The organism is Mycobacterium sp. IDUB_19 (assembly GCF_055419445.1).
On record NZ_JBVAXR010000036.1, the window covers coordinates 34,035 to 48,514 of the forward strand.

General features: G+C 67.9%; 13 protein-coding genes. 10 read left to right on the top strand and 3 right to left on the bottom strand.

Annotated features, from left to right (window positions below; all coding sequences use genetic code 11):
* Positions 1 to 19: 19 nt before the first annotated feature.
* The gene (gene gcvT, locus ACZY0B_RS22210; RefSeq protein ID WP_463766384.1) at positions 20 to 1,123 is read right to left on the bottom strand and encodes a glycine cleavage system aminomethyltransferase GcvT; all 1,104 of its coding nucleotides are present in this window, start codon (positions 1,121 to 1,123) and stop codon (positions 20 to 22) included.
* Between the two features lie 55 nt (positions 1,124 to 1,178).
* Between gcvT and ACZY0B_RS22215 the strand changes: the two genes are divergently transcribed.
* The 3 genes from ACZY0B_RS22215 (at position 1,179) to ACZY0B_RS22225 (ending at position 4,295) form a co-directional block, all read left to right on the top strand.
* The gene (locus tag ACZY0B_RS22215; protein WP_463766385.1) at positions 1,179 to 2,282 is read left to right on the top strand and encodes an adenylate/guanylate cyclase domain-containing protein; all 1,104 of its coding nucleotides are present in this window, start codon (positions 1,179 to 1,181) and stop codon (positions 2,280 to 2,282) included.
* 31 nt (positions 2,283 to 2,313) lie between these two features.
* Entirely contained in the window at positions 2,314 to 3,873 is a 1,560-nt protein-coding gene (locus ACZY0B_RS22220; RefSeq protein WP_463766386.1) for a leucyl aminopeptidase, read from the top strand.
* An 83-nt stretch (positions 3,874 to 3,956) separates the two neighbouring features.
* Positions 3,957 to 4,295, top strand: coding sequence for an aminopeptidase (locus ACZY0B_RS22225; protein ID WP_463766387.1), 339 nt, complete (start codon positions 3,957 to 3,959; stop codon positions 4,293 to 4,295).
* Positions 4,296 to 4,301: 6 nt separating this feature from the next.
* Here ACZY0B_RS22225 and ACZY0B_RS22230 read toward each other — a convergent pair whose 3' ends face one another.
* A complete protein-coding gene (locus ACZY0B_RS22230; RefSeq protein WP_463766388.1) occupies positions 4,302 to 6,077 on the bottom strand; it encodes an SDR family oxidoreductase in 1,776 nt (591 codons plus the stop codon).
* A gap of 191 nt (positions 6,078 to 6,268) precedes the next feature.
* Here ACZY0B_RS22230 and sucB point away from each other — a divergent pair, with 191 nt between their 5' ends.
* The 6 genes from sucB to ACZY0B_RS22260 are packed head-to-tail and all read left to right on the top strand — an operon-like array spanning position 6,269 to position 12,318.
* A complete protein-coding gene (sucB, locus tag ACZY0B_RS22235) occupies positions 6,269 to 8,056 on the top strand; it encodes a 2-oxoglutarate dehydrogenase, E2 component, dihydrolipoamide succinyltransferase (RefSeq protein ID WP_463766389.1) in 1,788 nt (595 codons plus the stop codon).
* A gap of 15 nt (positions 8,057 to 8,071) precedes the next feature.
* The gene (locus tag ACZY0B_RS22240) at positions 8,072 to 8,983 is read left to right on the top strand and encodes a TIGR01777 family oxidoreductase (RefSeq protein ID WP_463766390.1); all 912 of its coding nucleotides are present in this window, start codon (positions 8,072 to 8,074) and stop codon (positions 8,981 to 8,983) included.
* Positions 8,984 to 8,985: 2 nt separating this feature from the next.
* Entirely contained in the window at positions 8,986 to 9,885 is a 900-nt protein-coding gene (locus ACZY0B_RS22245; protein WP_463766391.1) for an NAD(P)H-binding protein, read from the top strand.
* An 11-nt stretch (positions 9,886 to 9,896) separates the two neighbouring features.
* Complete coding sequence (gene lipB / locus ACZY0B_RS22250) at positions 9,897 to 10,586, top strand: lipoyl(octanoyl) transferase LipB (RefSeq protein WP_463766392.1); 690 nt, start codon at positions 9,897 to 9,899, stop codon at positions 10,584 to 10,586.
* Positions 10,583 to 11,521: a lipoyl synthase gene (gene lipA / locus ACZY0B_RS22255; protein WP_463766393.1), complete on the top strand. Its 939-nt coding sequence runs from the start codon at positions 10,583 to 10,585 to the stop codon at positions 11,519 to 11,521. Before lipB ends, lipA begins: the two co-directional genes overlap by 4 nt.
* A 44-nt stretch (positions 11,522 to 11,565) precedes the next feature.
* Positions 11,566 to 12,318, top strand: coding sequence for a DUF4191 domain-containing protein (locus ACZY0B_RS22260; protein WP_463766394.1), 753 nt, complete (start codon positions 11,566 to 11,568; stop codon positions 12,316 to 12,318).
* A 12-nt stretch (positions 12,319 to 12,330) separates the two neighbouring features.
* On the opposite strand, the gene ACZY0B_RS22265 is transcribed toward ACZY0B_RS22260, so the two are convergent.
* Positions 12,331 to 12,747, bottom strand: a complete 417-nt coding sequence (locus ACZY0B_RS22265) for an RDD family protein (RefSeq protein ID WP_463766395.1) — start codon at positions 12,745 to 12,747, stop codon at positions 12,331 to 12,333.
* A gap of 245 nt (positions 12,748 to 12,992) precedes the next feature.
* On the opposite strand from ACZY0B_RS22265, the gene glnA reads away from it, so the two are divergent.
* On the top strand, positions 12,993 to 14,429 hold the full coding sequence (gene glnA, locus ACZY0B_RS22270) for a type I glutamate--ammonia ligase (protein WP_463766396.1): 1,437 nt from the start codon (positions 12,993 to 12,995) through the stop codon (positions 14,427 to 14,429).
* Positions 14,430 to 14,480: the final 51 nt, after the last annotated feature.

Consider the following 14,480-nt stretch of genomic DNA (forward strand, 5'->3'; position numbering starts at 1 on the left):
CCGCGTGAAGGTGCGGTGGCTAGCGGGTTTTCAGCTCGACGAACGGCGGGCGCACCACTTCGCACTCTGCGGCGCGGCCGCGCACGTCGACGGTGATTTGCTGACCGTCGTCCACGCCCGCGTCGGTGTCGATCAACGCGAGCGCGATGCCGGCTTGCAAGGTCGGCGAAAACGTCCCGGACGTGGTGACACCGACCGGCTTGTCCTCGGCAAGCACCGTCAGCCCGGGCCGCAACACGCCACGGCCTTGCATCCGCAGCCCCCGCAACAGCCGTCGCGGCCCCGCCGACTTCTCAGCCAGCAGCGCGTCGCGACCGAAGAACGCGTCCTTCTTCCAGCCGATCGCCCAGCCGCAGCGGGCCTGCAGTGGCGAGATGTCGAGTGACAGCTCGTGGCCGTGCAGCGGGTAACCCATCTCGGTACGCAAGGTGTCGCGGGCCCCCAGGCCGGCCGGCTCGCCGCCCGCGTTCGACACCGCCGTCACCAGTGCGTCGAACACCACAGCCGCCGAATCCCAGGGCGGCAGCAGTTCGTAGCCGTGCTCGCCGGTGTACCCGGTGCGGCAGACCCGCACCGGCACGCCCGAGAAGGAGGCGTCGGCGTAGGCCATGTAATCCATCTCGGTCGGCAGCCCCAGCTCGCCGAGCACATCCGTCGATCGCGGTCCCTGCACCGCCAGCACCGCGTAGGAGCGGTGCTCGTTGGTGATCGTCAGGCCGGCGGGCGCGGCGGCCTGCAGCGCCTCGACCACCGCGGCGGTGTTGGCGGCATTGGGCACCAGAAAGATCTCGTCGTCGTCGACGTAGTAGGCGATCAGGTCGTCGATGACGCCACCGGATTCGGTGCAGCACAACGTATATTGGGCCTTGCCCGGCGCGATCCGGCCCAGGTCGTTGGTCAGCGCGGAGTTGACGAACTGCGCGGCGCCCGGCCCGCGGATCAGCGCCTTTCCGAGGTGGCTGACGTCGAACAGACCGACGGCGTTGCGGGTCGCGTTGTGCTCGCTGACGGTGCCCGCATAGGACACCGGCATCAGCCAGCCGCCGAATTCGGCGAAATTGGCGCCCAACTCGCGATGCCGATCTTCCAGCGGTCCCTTGATCGGCTCCGTCGCATCGCTCACGACGACCCACCTTAGTGGGGTCGCCACTATCGGCTTTAGTGGCACACTTGGGTAGGTGTCCGATTCCTCGGATTTCGAAGCGCTTCAGGCGGCCGGAATCGCAGATCCGCGCGAACGGGCCGACCTGATCAAGTATCTGGACGATCTCGGGTTCACCGTCGAGGAGATGGCGGAAGCCGAACTCCGCGGCCGGCTGTTCGGCCTGGCCGGCGACGTTCTGTCGTGGTCGGGGCGGCCGATCTACACGTTGCAGACCGCGGCCGACGAACTTGGGATAACAGCCCAGGACGTCGCGCGCGCCTGGGCTTTGCTCGGCCTCACGGTCGCCGGTCCCGATGTCCCCGTGCTGAGCCAAGCCGACGTCGACGCCCTGGCAACCTGGCTCGCGCTCAAGGTGGTGGTCGGCGAGGACGGCGCATTGGGTCTGTTGCGGGTACTGGGCGCCGCCATGGCCCGGCTGGCTGAAGCCGAGTCGACGATGATCCGCGCCGGGACGCCGGACATCCAGATGAACCACACCCGTGACGAGCTCGCCACGGCGCAGGCGTACCGCTCGGTCGCCGAGTTCGTCCCCCGGATCGGGGCGCTGATCGACATCGTGCACCGCCACCACCTGACCAGCGCCCGCACGCACTTCGAGGGTGTCCTTCGCGACACGTCGGCGTCGGTGGTGTGCGGAGTTGGTTTCGCGGATCTGTCCGGCTTCACCGCGTTGACTCAGGCACTGACGCCGGCGCAGTTGTCCTATCTGCTCAACGAGTTCGCCGGCACCGTCTCCGACGTGGTGCATGCCGACGGTGGCCGGGTGGTGAAGTTCATCGGCGACGAGGTGATGTGGGTGAGCTCATCGCCCCGGCAGCTGGTGCGGGCCGCGGTTGATCTCGTCGAGCACCCCAAAGCGCGCGAGGAAGGACTCCAGGTCCGCGCCGGCCTGGCGTACGGCACGGTCGTGGCCATCAACGGCGACTACTTCGGCAACCCGGTCAACCTGGCCGCCCGGCTCGTGGCCGCAGCGACGCCAGAACAGATCCTGGCTACACCCGAGCTGCATGACGAGTTGCCCGACTGGCCCGCGGTCGCGTATGGCCCGTTGACTCTCAAAGGGTTTGAGGAGCCGGTGACCGCCTTCGACCTACACGCGCGGACGCTGCCGAGCTAAGGACCACCCCCGGTGACTAGGGTGATGACGCGTGAGTACCGAACCGGGATACCAGGCTCCTTCCGTCACTGTCGCCACGTCGCTGCCGAAACGCGGTGTGGGTTCTGCGGTCTTGCTCGTCCCGGTCGTCTCGACCGGTGACAGCGATGAGTCCCAAGACCGGCCGGGCGCGGTCGTCTTGTCGGCGGAGCCGTTCCTGTCCAGCGACGCCATCGACGAAATCGAGGCCGACTTGATCGCGCTGGAGGCGACCGGCGCCAGTGACCAGATACATCGGCTCGTGGTACCGGCGCTTCCGGTGGCCAGCGTGCTCACGGTCGGCCTGGGCAAGCCACGATCCGAGTGGCCCGCCGACACCATCCGGCGCGCCGCCGGTGTGGCCGCGCGCTCGCTGGGCGGAGCCGAAACCGTGATCACCACGCTGGGCGAGTTGCCCGGCGAGGACGTCGCCGCCGCCGCGGTCGAAGGGCTGATCCTGGGCAGCTACCGGTTCACCGCCTTCCGCAGCGGCAAGACCGCGCCCAAAGACAAAGGGCTGAGCAAGATCACCGTGCTCGCCACCGACAAGGAAGCCAAGAAGCAGAGCGCGCACGGCGCGGCCGTCGCCACCGCCGTCGCCACCGCCCGCGACTTCGTCAACACCCCGCCCAGCCACCTCTTCCCCGCCGAATTCGCCCAGCGCGCAAAGGCTTTGGGTGACTCCGTCGGCCTTGAAGTGGAAGTGCTCGATGACAAGGCGCTGCAAAAAGGTGGCTACGGCGGGATTGTCGGCGTCGGGCAGGGCTCGTCGCGGCCACCGCGGCTGGTGCGATTGATCCACCGCGGGTCGAAGCTGGCCAAGAAGCCCAAGCAAGCCAAGAAGGTAGCGCTGGTCGGCAAGGGCGTCACGTTCGACACCGGCGGCATCTCGATCAAGCCGGCTGCCTCCATGCACAACATGACCTCGGACATGGGCGGTGCCGCCGCGGTGATCGCGACCGTCACGCTGGCCGCGCAGCTCGGGCTGCCGATCGACGTGATCGCGACCGTGCCGATGGCAGAGAACATGCCCTCGGGAACGGCACAGCGGCCCGGCGACGTGCTGACGCAGTACGGCGGAATCACGGTCGAGGTGCAGAACACCGACGCCGAGGGCCGGCTCATCCTGGCCGACGCCATCGTGCGGGCGTGCGAGGACAACCCGGACTATCTCATCGAGACGTCCACGCTGACCGGTGCGCAGACGGTGGCGCTGGGCGCCCGCATCCCCGGCGTGATGGGCAGCGACGAGTTCCGCGATCGGGTCGCCGCGATCTCGCAGCGGGTCGGCGAGAACGGCTGGCCGATGCCGCTGCCCGACGAGCTCAAGGACGACCTGAAGTCCACAGTGGCCGACCTTTCCAACATCAGCGGGCAACGCTTCGCCGGCATGCTGGTGGCCGGGGTGTTCCTGCGCGAGTTCGTCGCCGAAGGGGTCGGCTGGGCGCACATCGACGTGGCCGGCCCGGCCTACAACACCGGCAGCCCGTGGGGATACTCGCCGAAGGGCTCCACCGGCGTACCGACCCGGACGATGTTCGCGGTGCTCGAGGATATCTGCGAAAAGGGCTAGTGAATGGCTGAGGTCACCCGGGTTTAGACCACCCACGTCGCGGATAACCTCCCCACCGATCGATTGTCGATGGGAGGCGAATCATGACGGTGCGTCGGTTGATCCTTGGTGCGGCAGCGGTGCTGCTACTGGCCGGTGTGATCGGGCTCTTGGTGCCGGTATCGGTGTCGGACGGCAGCGGCACGTCCATAGGCTGCGGGAACGCGGTCGTCGCGGATCTCACCGCGGCGCGCAACGCCAATGACAAGAGCGTGGCGAGCATTCCGATCGTCAACCAAGTCGTGCCGCACACCGACTATGTGGCGCAATGCGAATCGTCGTTGGGTAGCCGTCGCACCTGGACCATCCCGTTGACGGTCGTCGGCATCCTCGGGATCGCCGGTGCACTGGTGATGCGGCGTGAAGGTGCACCCGCGGCCTGAGCCGGTCTAGATCACCCGGAACCGCGCGGTGCTGCGCAGCGCCTGCGGCAGCACCCGCGAAACGCCATAGAGCGCATAGGCTTCCGGCGCCACCGGTCGGATCGGCTTGTTCTTCTGCACCGCCGACAAGATTGCGTTGGCGACCTTGTCGGGCCCGTACCGGCGCAGCGCGAACATCTTGCCCAGCTGACCTCGCCGGCCGTCGACCTGCTCGTCCTGCTTGCCCACCGGCGCGTCGAACCGGGTGGTGTTGATGATGTTCGTGTCGATGACGCCGGGGCAGATCGTGGTCAGCCCGACGTCGGCGGCGTCGAGTTCGGCGCGCAGGCAGTCAGAGAACATGTAGGTCGCCGCCTTGGACGTGCAGTAGGCGTTCAGCGACTGCAGCGGGGCGTAGGCGGCCATCGACGACACGTTGACGATGTGCCCGCCGGTGCCGCGCTCGACCAAACGTCGCCCGAACGCCCGGCAGCCGTTCACCACACCGCCGAGATTGACGTCGAGTACCCGGTCGAACTGTTCGGCAGGGGTGTCCAAGAACTGGCCGGCCTGCCCGATGCCCGCGTTGTTGACCACGATGTCGGGCACGCCATGTTCGGTGCTGACCCGCTCGGCGAAGGCCTCGACCGCGTCGGTGTCGGACACATCGAGCACGTAGGCGTGCGCAACGCCGCCGCGTGAGGTGATCTCGGCCGCGGTCTCCTTGACGGCGGCTTCGTCGATGTCGCTGACCACCAGCTCGGCGCCCTCGCGGGCGAAGGCGTACGCGGTCTCGCGCCCGATTCCGCTGCCGGCACCGGTGACCGACACCAGGGTGTCGCCGAACGACCCGCGGCGACGGCCCATCTGCGCGCGCAGCAGCGCACGACTGGGCGCCTTGCCGTCGGCCAGGTCGGCGAAGTCGTGCACCGCGGCCGCCATCACCTGCGGGTGTGACATCGGCGAAAAGTGACCGGCCCTGATGTCGCGCCGCCACAGCCGCGGCACCCACCGCGCGGTCTCGTCGTAGCCGTACGGCCGGACGTACTTGTCGCGGGTGTTGACGATCAGCTGCACCGGCACATCGACGACGTGGATAGCCTGGCCGCGACCGGAGAACGAGCGAAAGTAGTTGGCGGGATAGGTTTTTACCGAGCTGGCCGCATCCCTGGCGAAGTTCGCGGAGTGGTGGATCTGCTCATCGGGAATGTTGTCGACGATGTTGCGCCGCACCGCCCGCACCGAGAACGCCGCCCGAATCAGCAGCGGCGCCAACACCGGGATCGAGAACAGGACCATGTAGGTCAGGCGCAACGCCTGACTGATCGAGCGGGCAAACCTTCGCGTGCGCCACGGTTGGCGCAGACCGCTGAAGATGTACTCGACCAGTTGCTCCTGGCTCGGGCCGGACACCGACGTGAACGAGGCGACCCGGTCGCCGGCCCCCGACCGTTTCAGGTACTCCCAGATACCCACCGAACCCCAGTCGTGGGCCAGCACATGCACCGGCTGGCCGGGGCTCAGTTCGCCTGTCACCGCGGCGAAATCGTCGGCAAAGTGAGCCATGGTGTACTCCGAGACTCCCTTGGGCGTCCCCGACAGGCCGACACCGCGGTTGTCGTAGCGGATGATCCGGAACCGCTCGGCCAGCAGCGGGACGACGCCGTCCCACAGCACGTGCGAATCGGGAAAGCCGTGTACCAGCACGATCGTGGGACCGTCCGGGTTGCCTTCTTCGTAGACCGCGATGCGGACGCCGTCCGCGCTATCAACGAACTTCTGGGGTGCCTGTGTAGCCGGCATGGAACCTCCGCCTCCCCGCGGTTTGCTCTGACTAACAGCGGCCACACCGTGGCAAGCCGGGTCAGCCCTGGATGTGTGCCGACGCAGAGGCAATGACAGGATAGTTTTGACGTCAACACGCAGTACACCACGGTGTGGTAAGTCAGATGTCGACCTGCGCCGACCCACGAGCAATCGAGGAGTCAAAAGAGATGGCCTTCTCTGTCCAGATGCCGGCACTCGGTGAGAGCGTCACCGAGGGGACGGTCACCCGCTGGCTCAAGCAGGAAGGCGACACGGTCGAACTCGACGAACCGCTCGTCGAAGTGTCGACCGACAAGGTCGACACCGAAATCCCGTCCCCCGCCGCGGGTGTGCTGACGAAGATCGTCGCCCAGGAGGACGACACCGTCGAGGTCGGCGGTGAGCTGGCCGTCATCGGCGACTCCGCCGCGGACGGCGCCTCGGCAGCGCCCGCCCAGGCGCCAAGCCAACCGGAGGCCGAATCCGCGCCGCCGCCGCCGGAACCCGAGCCCGAGCCCGCGGCGCAACCGGAGCCTGAGCGTCAGCCCGAACCCGCAGCGCAGGCTGCCCCGCCGAGTTCCGGCAACGGCAGCGCGACCCCGGTGCTGATGCCCGAGCTGGGCGAGTCTGTCGCCGAGGGCACCGTCACTCGCTGGCTCAAGAAGGTCGGCGACTCGGTTCAGGTAGACGAAGCGCTGGTGGAGGTGTCCACCGACAAGGTGGACACCGAGATTCCGTCACCGGTGGCCGGAGTCCTGGTCAGTATCACCGCCGACGAGGACGCCACCGTGCCGGTCGGCGGCGAGCTGGCCCGGATCGGCTCCGGTTCCGCTGCCGCCGCCACGCCGCCGCCCCCGCCGAAGCCGGAACCCGAACCGGCACCCCAGCCCAAGGCCGAGGCCCCGCCGGCGCCTGCCGCCAAACCCGCTCCCGCACCGGAACCCAAGGCCGAACCCGCGCCGGCTGCCCAGGCACCGGCTCCGAAGGCCGAACCGGCCCAGCCGGCGGCGGCCCAGGGTAACGGCGCTCCGTACGTGACCCCGCTGGTGCGCAAACTCGCCACCGAAAACAGCATCGACCTTGCCCAGGTGAAGGGCACGGGCGTCGGTGGCCGCATCCGCAAGCAGGACGTGCTGGCCGCCGCGCAACAGAAGCAAGACGCCGCCAAGACGCCCGCTCCGGCCGCGCAGGCTCCCGCCGCCCCGGCGGCCAGGGCTGCGGCGGCGCCGAGTCCGGAACCCGCGCTGGCCCACCTGCGCGGCACCACGCAGAAGGCCAACCGGATCCGCCAGATCACCGCCAAGAAGACCCGCGAATCGCTGCAGGCCACCGCGCAGCTCACCCAGACCCACGAGGTCGATATGACCAAGATCGTGGGGCTGCGGGCCCGGGCCAAGACGGCGTTCGCCGAGCGCGAGGGCGTAAATCTGACCTACCTGCCGTTCATCGCCAAGGCGGTGATCGACGCGCTGAAGATCCACCCCAACGTCAACGCCAGCTACGACGAGGACTCGAAAGAGATCACCTACTACGACGCCGAGCACCTCGGCTTCGCCGTCGACACCGAGCAGGGCCTGCTCTCGCCCGTGATCCACAATGCCGGCGACCTGTCGCTGGCCGGGTTGGCCCGCGCGATCGCCGACATCGCCGAACGCACCCGGTCGGGCAACCTGAAGCCCGACGAGTTGTCCGGCGGCACCTTCACCATCACCAACATCGGCAGCCAGGGCGCATTGTTCGACACCCCGATCCTGGTTCCGCCGCAGGCCGCCATGCTGGGCACCGGCGCGATCGTCAAGCGGCCGCGAGTGGTGGTTGACGACAGCGGCAACGAGTCGATCGGGGTGCGCTCGATTTGCTACCTACCGCTGACCTACGACCATCGGCTGATCGACGGGGCCGATGCCGGACGATTCCTCACCACGATCAAGCACCGGCTTGAAGAGGGAGCGTTCGAGGCCGACCTAGGGCTTTGAGAAAGGCTCAGCGAATTGACCAGGCCCGTCATCGCGATTGCGGGTTCGTCGGGTTTGATCGGCTCCGCCTTGGCTGCGGCCCTACGGGGCACCGACCATCGGGTGCTGCGCATCGTGCGCCGGACTCCGTCGAATTCCGATGAGCTGCACTGGAATCCGGAAAGCGGCGATTTCGACCCCGAGGCGCTGACCGACGTCGACGCCGTCGTCAACCTGTGCGGCGTCAACGTCGGTCAGCGCCGGTGGTCGGGTGCCTTCAAGCAGCGCCTGCGCGACAGCCGCATCACTCCGACGGAGGTGCTGGCGAACGCGGTCGCCGACGCCGGCGTCGAAACCCTGATCAACGCCAGCGCGGTGGGTTACTACGGAAACACCAGAGACCGCGTGGTCGACGAAAACGACAGGGCGGGAACGGGTTTCCTCGCCCGGCTCTGCGAGGACTGGGAAGCTGCGACGCTGCCGGCCCAATACGGCGGCGCCCGCGTGGTGCTGGCCCGCACCGGCCTGGTGATGGCCGCGGCCGGCGGCGCGTTGCGCCGGATGCGACCGCTTTTCTCGGTGGGCCTGGGCGCCCGGCTGGGCAGCGGCCGTCAGTACATGTCGTGGATCAGCCTGGAAGACGAGGTGCGGGCCTTGCTGTTCGCGATCTCGCACCCGTCGCTGTCCGGCCCGGTGAACATGACCGGACCCGCGCCCGTCACCAATGCCGAGTTCACCACGGCCCTGGGCAGCGCGGTCAATCGTCCGACCCCGACGATGCTGCCGGCCTTCGCGGTGCGGGCCGCGCTCGGAGAATTCGCCGACGAGGGGCTGCTGACCGGTCAGCGCGCCATCCCGTCCGCGCTGGAGCGCGCCGGTTTCCAGTTCCACCACAACACGATTGGCGAGGCGCTCGGCTACGCCACCGCCCGGCGAGACCAGGACTAGACATGTACTTGATTACCGGCGCGGGCGGGGGAATCGGTGGCGTGAGTCGCTCGGTGGTCGAAGAGTTGCGGTCGCGCGGTGAGCAGGTGCGCGCCATGGTGCACCACGACGACGAAAGAGCCGACTCGCTGCGCGCGTTGGGCGCCGAGGTGGTGGTCGGCGACCTGACCGAGCCGCGCGACGTGGTCGACGCGATGGCCGGGGCCGACCGGATGTTCTTTTCGATGAGCGTCTCGCCCGACTACCTGCAGGCGACAGCGGTGGTGTGTGCGGCAGCGCTGGAATCGGGTCGCCTCGAGGTGATCGTGAACATGTCGCAGATGACGGTGTCGCAGATGACGCTGACGAGCACCGACGAGTCTCGTCAGCATCGCCTGCACTGGCTCGCCGAGCGGGTGATGAATTGGTCGGGCGTGCCGGTGGTGCACATCCGGCCGACAACCTTTTTGGACAATCCGATCTTCACCTCGCTGGCCGCGCCGTCGTTGCGGGAACGGGATGTGTTGGAGCTGCCGTTCGGGACCGGCCGGACCTCGCCGATCGCGGCCAGTGACGTCGCCCGCGTGGTCGCCGCGGTGCTGCTGAACCCGGTGGGTCGCATCGGCGCCGTCTACGAGTTGACCGGCCCGGCAAGCCTGGACATCGACGGGCTGGCCGCGGAGTACGCCCGCGCCTTACATCGCCCGATCACGGGCGCCGACATCGCGCAAGACACCTGGGTCCACGAGGTTCTTCAGCCCATCGGCCTGCCCGCACACGTTGCGCAACACCTCGCGACGATGGCGAAGTTGCACCGCGCGGGCCGCTACGACCGGTCCACCGACGACGTCGAGCAGATCACCGGCCAACCCGCGTTGAGCGTCGAGCAGTACGTCGCGGCGAACCCGCAGCTGTTCGCGTAGCGTTGGCCAGCGTGATGGGTTCCATCCGGTCCAGCGGGGCGGCGATCGAGGTCCGTCAACTCGGGACGGTCGACTATCGCACCGCCTGGCAGCTGCAGCGCGACCTGGCCGACGCCAGGGTCGCCGGCGGCGGCGACACCCTGCTGCTGCTCGAGCATCCCGCGGTCTACACCGCCGGACGGCGCACCGAGCCACACGAACGACCCGTTGACGGCACCCCGGTCGTCGACACCGACCGTGGCGGCAAGATCACCTGGCACGGCCCGGGCCAGCTGGTCGGTTATCCGATCATCGGCCTGGGTGAACCCCTCGATGTGGTGAATTATGTTCGGCGCCTTGAGGAATCGCTGATCAAGGTGTGTTGCGATCTGGGCCTGGACGCGGGCCGGGTCGACGGCCGCTCGGGCGTTTGGCTGCCCGGCCGGCCCGCACGCAAGGTCGCCGCTATCGGAGTCCGGGTGTCGCGAGCGACGACACTGCACGGGTTCGCACTGAACTGTGACTGCGAGTTGGCCGCGTTCACCTCCATCGTGCCCTGCGGTATCACCGATGCCGGGGTGACGTCGTTGTCCGCCGAACTTGGGCGCATCATCACCGTCGACGAGGTCCGCGCGGCCGTCGCCGAGGCGGTGTGCGATGCCCTCGACGGCGTCTTGCCGGTGCGAGAACACGACGCCGCCCGCGTAGCATCGGCGACGTGACTGTCGCTCCCGAAGGCCGCAAACTGCTGCGGCTGGAAGTGCGCAACGCTCAGACCCCGATCGAGCGCAAGCCGCCCTGGATCAAGACGCGGGCCCGGATGGGACCGGAGTACACCGAGCTCAAGAGCCTGGTCAAGCGCGAGGGTCTGCACACCGTCTGCGAAGAGGCCGGCTGCCCCAACATCTTCGAGTGCTGGGAGGACCGGGAAGCCACCTTCCTGATCGGCGGCGACCAGTGCACCCGCCGCTGCGACTTCTGCCAGATCGACACCGGTAAGCCCGCCGAGCTGGACCGCGACGAGCCCCGGCGGGTCGCCGAGAGCGTGCAGGCGATGGGGTTGCGCTACGCCACCGTCACCGGCGTCGCCCGCGACGACCTGCCCGACGGCGGCGCGTGGCTGTACGCCGAGACCGTGCGCGCGATCAAAGAGCTCAACCCGTCCACCGGTGTCGAGCTGTTGGTCCCCGACTTCAACGGCGAGCCCGCGCGCCTTGCGGAAGTCTTCGAGTCGCGCCCGGAAGTGTTGGCGCACAACCTCGAAACGGTGCCACGCATCTTCAAGCGGATCCGGCCGGCCTTCACCTACGCGCGCAGCGTGGGTGTGCTCACCGCGGCGCGCGAGGCCGGTCTGGTCACCAAGAGCAACCTGATTCTCGGACTGGGTGAGACCCCGGACGAGGTGCGCACCGCGCTGGCCGACCTGCACGACGCCGGTTGCGACATCGTCACCATCACCCAGTACCTGCGTCCGTCGGCGCGCCATCACCCGGTGGAGCGCTGGGTGCACCCGCAGGAGTTCGACGAGTTCGCGCAGCATGCCGAGGGGCTGGGTTTCGCGGGCGTGCTGGCCGGGCCGCTGGTGCGCTCGTCGTATCGCGCCGGCCGGCTGTATGCGCAGGCCGTGCGCGGCCGCGCCTCGGACGCCGTGGGGTAACTCGGGGCCGTCGCCGACCGGGCGCGTACGTATTCTTAGTGATTATGGCTAAACCCCGCAGTACCGCCGAGAACAAGGCCGCCCGGGCAGCGGCGACCGCCGCCCGCAAGGCCGCGGCCAAGGAGCGCCGCGGCCAGCTGTGGCAGGCGTTCAACATGCAGCGCAAACAGGACAAGCGCCTGCTCCCCTACATGATCGGGGCCTTCGTGCTGATCGTGGCCGTCTCGGTGACGGTGGGTGTGCTGGTCGGCGGGTTCACCATGATCACCCTGATCCCGCTCGGCGTGGTGCTGGGCCTGCTGGTGGCGTTCATCATCTTCGGCCGCCGCGCCCAGAAATCCGTCTACCGCCAAGCCGAGGGGCAAACCGGTGCGGCGGCCTGGGTGCTGGACAACCTGCGCGGCAAGTGGCGGGTCACTCCGGGCGTGGCGGCCACCGGACACTTCGACGCGGTGCATCGGGTGATCGGCCGCCCGGGCGTCATCTTCGTCGGTGAGGGATCCACCACTCGGGTCAAACCGCTTCTGGCCCAAGAGAAGAAACGCACCGCGCGGCTGGTCGGCGACGTGCCGATCTACGACGTCATCGTCGGCAACGGCGACGGTGAGGTTCCGCTGGGCAAGCTGGAGCGTCATCTGACCCGGCTTCCGGCCAACATCAGCGTCAAGCAGATGGACACCCTGGAGTCGCGGCTGGCTGCGCTGGGGTCGCGGGCCGGTGCCGCCGTCATGCCCAAGGGCCCGCTGCCCAACGCCGGCAAGATGAAGGGCGTGCAGCGCACCGTCCGCCGCAAGTAGGCGCCGTCGGATTCAGCGGCGCACCACGGCCGTGTTGGTGACCCGGTCTTGGATGCCCCGCCCATCCCAGTCGGTGAACAACGCCGGGATCACCAGGGCGACCAGCAGCCCGCGCGCCGCCGCGCGGCCGACGCCCAGGCGTCCGTCCAGCGCCACCACCCCAAGGCCGAGCGCCAGCTGACCGGGCGTGAATCCGAACAGCCGCACCGCAACCAGGCCGAGCAAAAACCAGATCACCAACACCGCCGTCGACAACATCCGCTCGGAGAACACGCCGAACGCCATGGCCAGTGCTGCCAGGCCGTAGGCGATCAGCCAGTCGATCGAAAGTGCGGCCAGGCGGCGCCCCATCGACGCCAGCGATCCCGGCCCGCTGTGCGGCAGGCCGAGCGTCTCGCCGGGGTATGCCGGGCGCGACTCCGGCATCATCGACCTCTCGCCGGATCGGGAGCCATGGAGGTCGCCGGGACCGGAAGCCGGTACTGTCTGCTGCGTCCGCACGGAGGACCGGATACGATTTTGCGATCCATGGGCCTCACAATAGAACCCGCCGGTGCTCCGCTCTGCTTTGTGGGACGCGTGGTCACGTAACCTCCGCGCAACACGGGGTTGATGGGCGGGCAACATCATCTCCATAGCGTCAGGCCGCGGATTATCAAGCAAAGGAGCTTTCAGTGACGGAAAAGACGCCCGACGACGTCTTCAAGCTCGCCAAGGACGAGAACGTCGAATTTGTCGACGTTCGGTTCTGTGACCTGCCCGGCATCATGCAGCACTTCACGATTCCGATTTCGTTCTTCGACCAGAGCGTCTTCGACGACGGTTTGGCCTTCGACGGCTCGTCGATTCGCGGATTCCAGTCGATCCACGAGTCGGACATGCTGCTCCTCCCCGACCCTGCGACCGCGCAGATAGACCTGTTCACTGAAGCCAAAACGCTGAACCTCAACTTCTTCGTGCACGACCCGTTCACCCTCGAGGCGTACTCCCGCGACCCGCGCAACGTCGCCCGCAAGGCCGAGAACTACCTGAAGAGCACGGGCGTGGCCGACACCGCCTACTTCGGTGCCGAGGCCGAGTTCTACATCTTCGACTCGGTGAGCTTCGACTCGCGCACCAACGGCTCGTTCTACGAGGTGGATGCGATCTCGGGCTGGTGGAACACCGGCGAGCCGACCGAGAACGACGGCAGCCCCAACCGCGGGTACAAGGTGCGCCCCAAGGGCGGGTACTTTCCGGTTGCCCCGGTCGACCACTACGTCGACCTACGCGGCAGGATGCTGTCCAACCTGATCACAGCGGGCTTCAGCCTGGAGAAGGGCCACCACGAGGTGGGCACCGGCGGGCAGGCCGAGATCAACTACAAGTTCAACACGCTGCTGCACGCGGCCGACGACATGCAGCTGTACAAGTACATCGTCAAGAACACCGCTTGGCAGGCCGGCAAGACCGTCACGTTCATGCCCAAGCCGCTGTTCGGCGACAACGGCTCCGGCATGCACACCCACCAGTCGTTGTGGAAAGACGGCAGCCCATTGATGTACGACGAGACCGGGTACGCCGGTCTGTCGGACACCGCGCGCCACTACATCGGCGGCCTGCTGCACCACGCGCCGTCGTTGCTGGCCTTCACCAACCCGACGACCAACTCCTACAAGCGGCTGGTGCCCGGCTTCGAGGCCCCGATCAACCTGGTCTACAGCCAGCGCAACCGGTCGGCGTGTGTGCGTATCCCGATCACCGGCAGCAACCCCAAGGCCAAGCGGCTGGAGTTCCGCTGCCCGGACTCGTCGGGCAACCCGTATCTAGCGTTCGCGGCCATGCTGATGGCCGGGCTGGACGGCATCAAGAACAAGATCGAACCGCAGTCGCCAGTCGACAAGGACCTCTACGAGCTGCCGCCGGAAGAGGCCGCCAACATCCCGCAGGCACCCACTCAGCTGTCCGCGGTGATCGACCGGCTGGAAGAGGACCACGAATACCTCACTGAGGGAGGCGTTTTCACGCCCGACCTGATCGAGACGTGGATCAGCTTCAAACGTGACAACGAGATTCTGCCGGTTCAGATCCGGCCGCACCCGTACGAGTTCGCGCTGTACTACGACGTGTAGGCCGCAGTAGTTCTGGTTGAGTCCACCCGTTCCGCGATCGCGGGGCGGGTG

Coding starts and splice junctions, on each gene's coding strand:
- sucB (WP_463766389.1), top strand. CDS start 6,269: ATGGCCTTCTCTGTCCAGATGCCGGCACTCGGTGAGAGCGTCACCGAG.
- ACZY0B_RS22260 (WP_463766394.1), top strand. CDS start 11,566: ATGGCTAAACCCCGCAGTACCGCCGAGAACAAGGCCGCCCGGGCAGCG.
- ACZY0B_RS22265 (WP_463766395.1), bottom strand. CDS start 12,747: ATGATGCCGGAGTCGCGCCCGGCATACCCCGGCGAGACGCTCGGCCTG.
- ACZY0B_RS22230 (WP_463766388.1), bottom strand. CDS start 6,077: ATGCCGGCTACACAGGCACCCCAGAAGTTCGTTGATAGCGCGGACGGC.
- ACZY0B_RS22225 (WP_463766387.1), top strand. CDS start 3,957: ATGACGGTGCGTCGGTTGATCCTTGGTGCGGCAGCGGTGCTGCTACTG.
- ACZY0B_RS22245 (WP_463766391.1), top strand. CDS start 8,986: ATGTACTTGATTACCGGCGCGGGCGGGGGAATCGGTGGCGTGAGTCGC.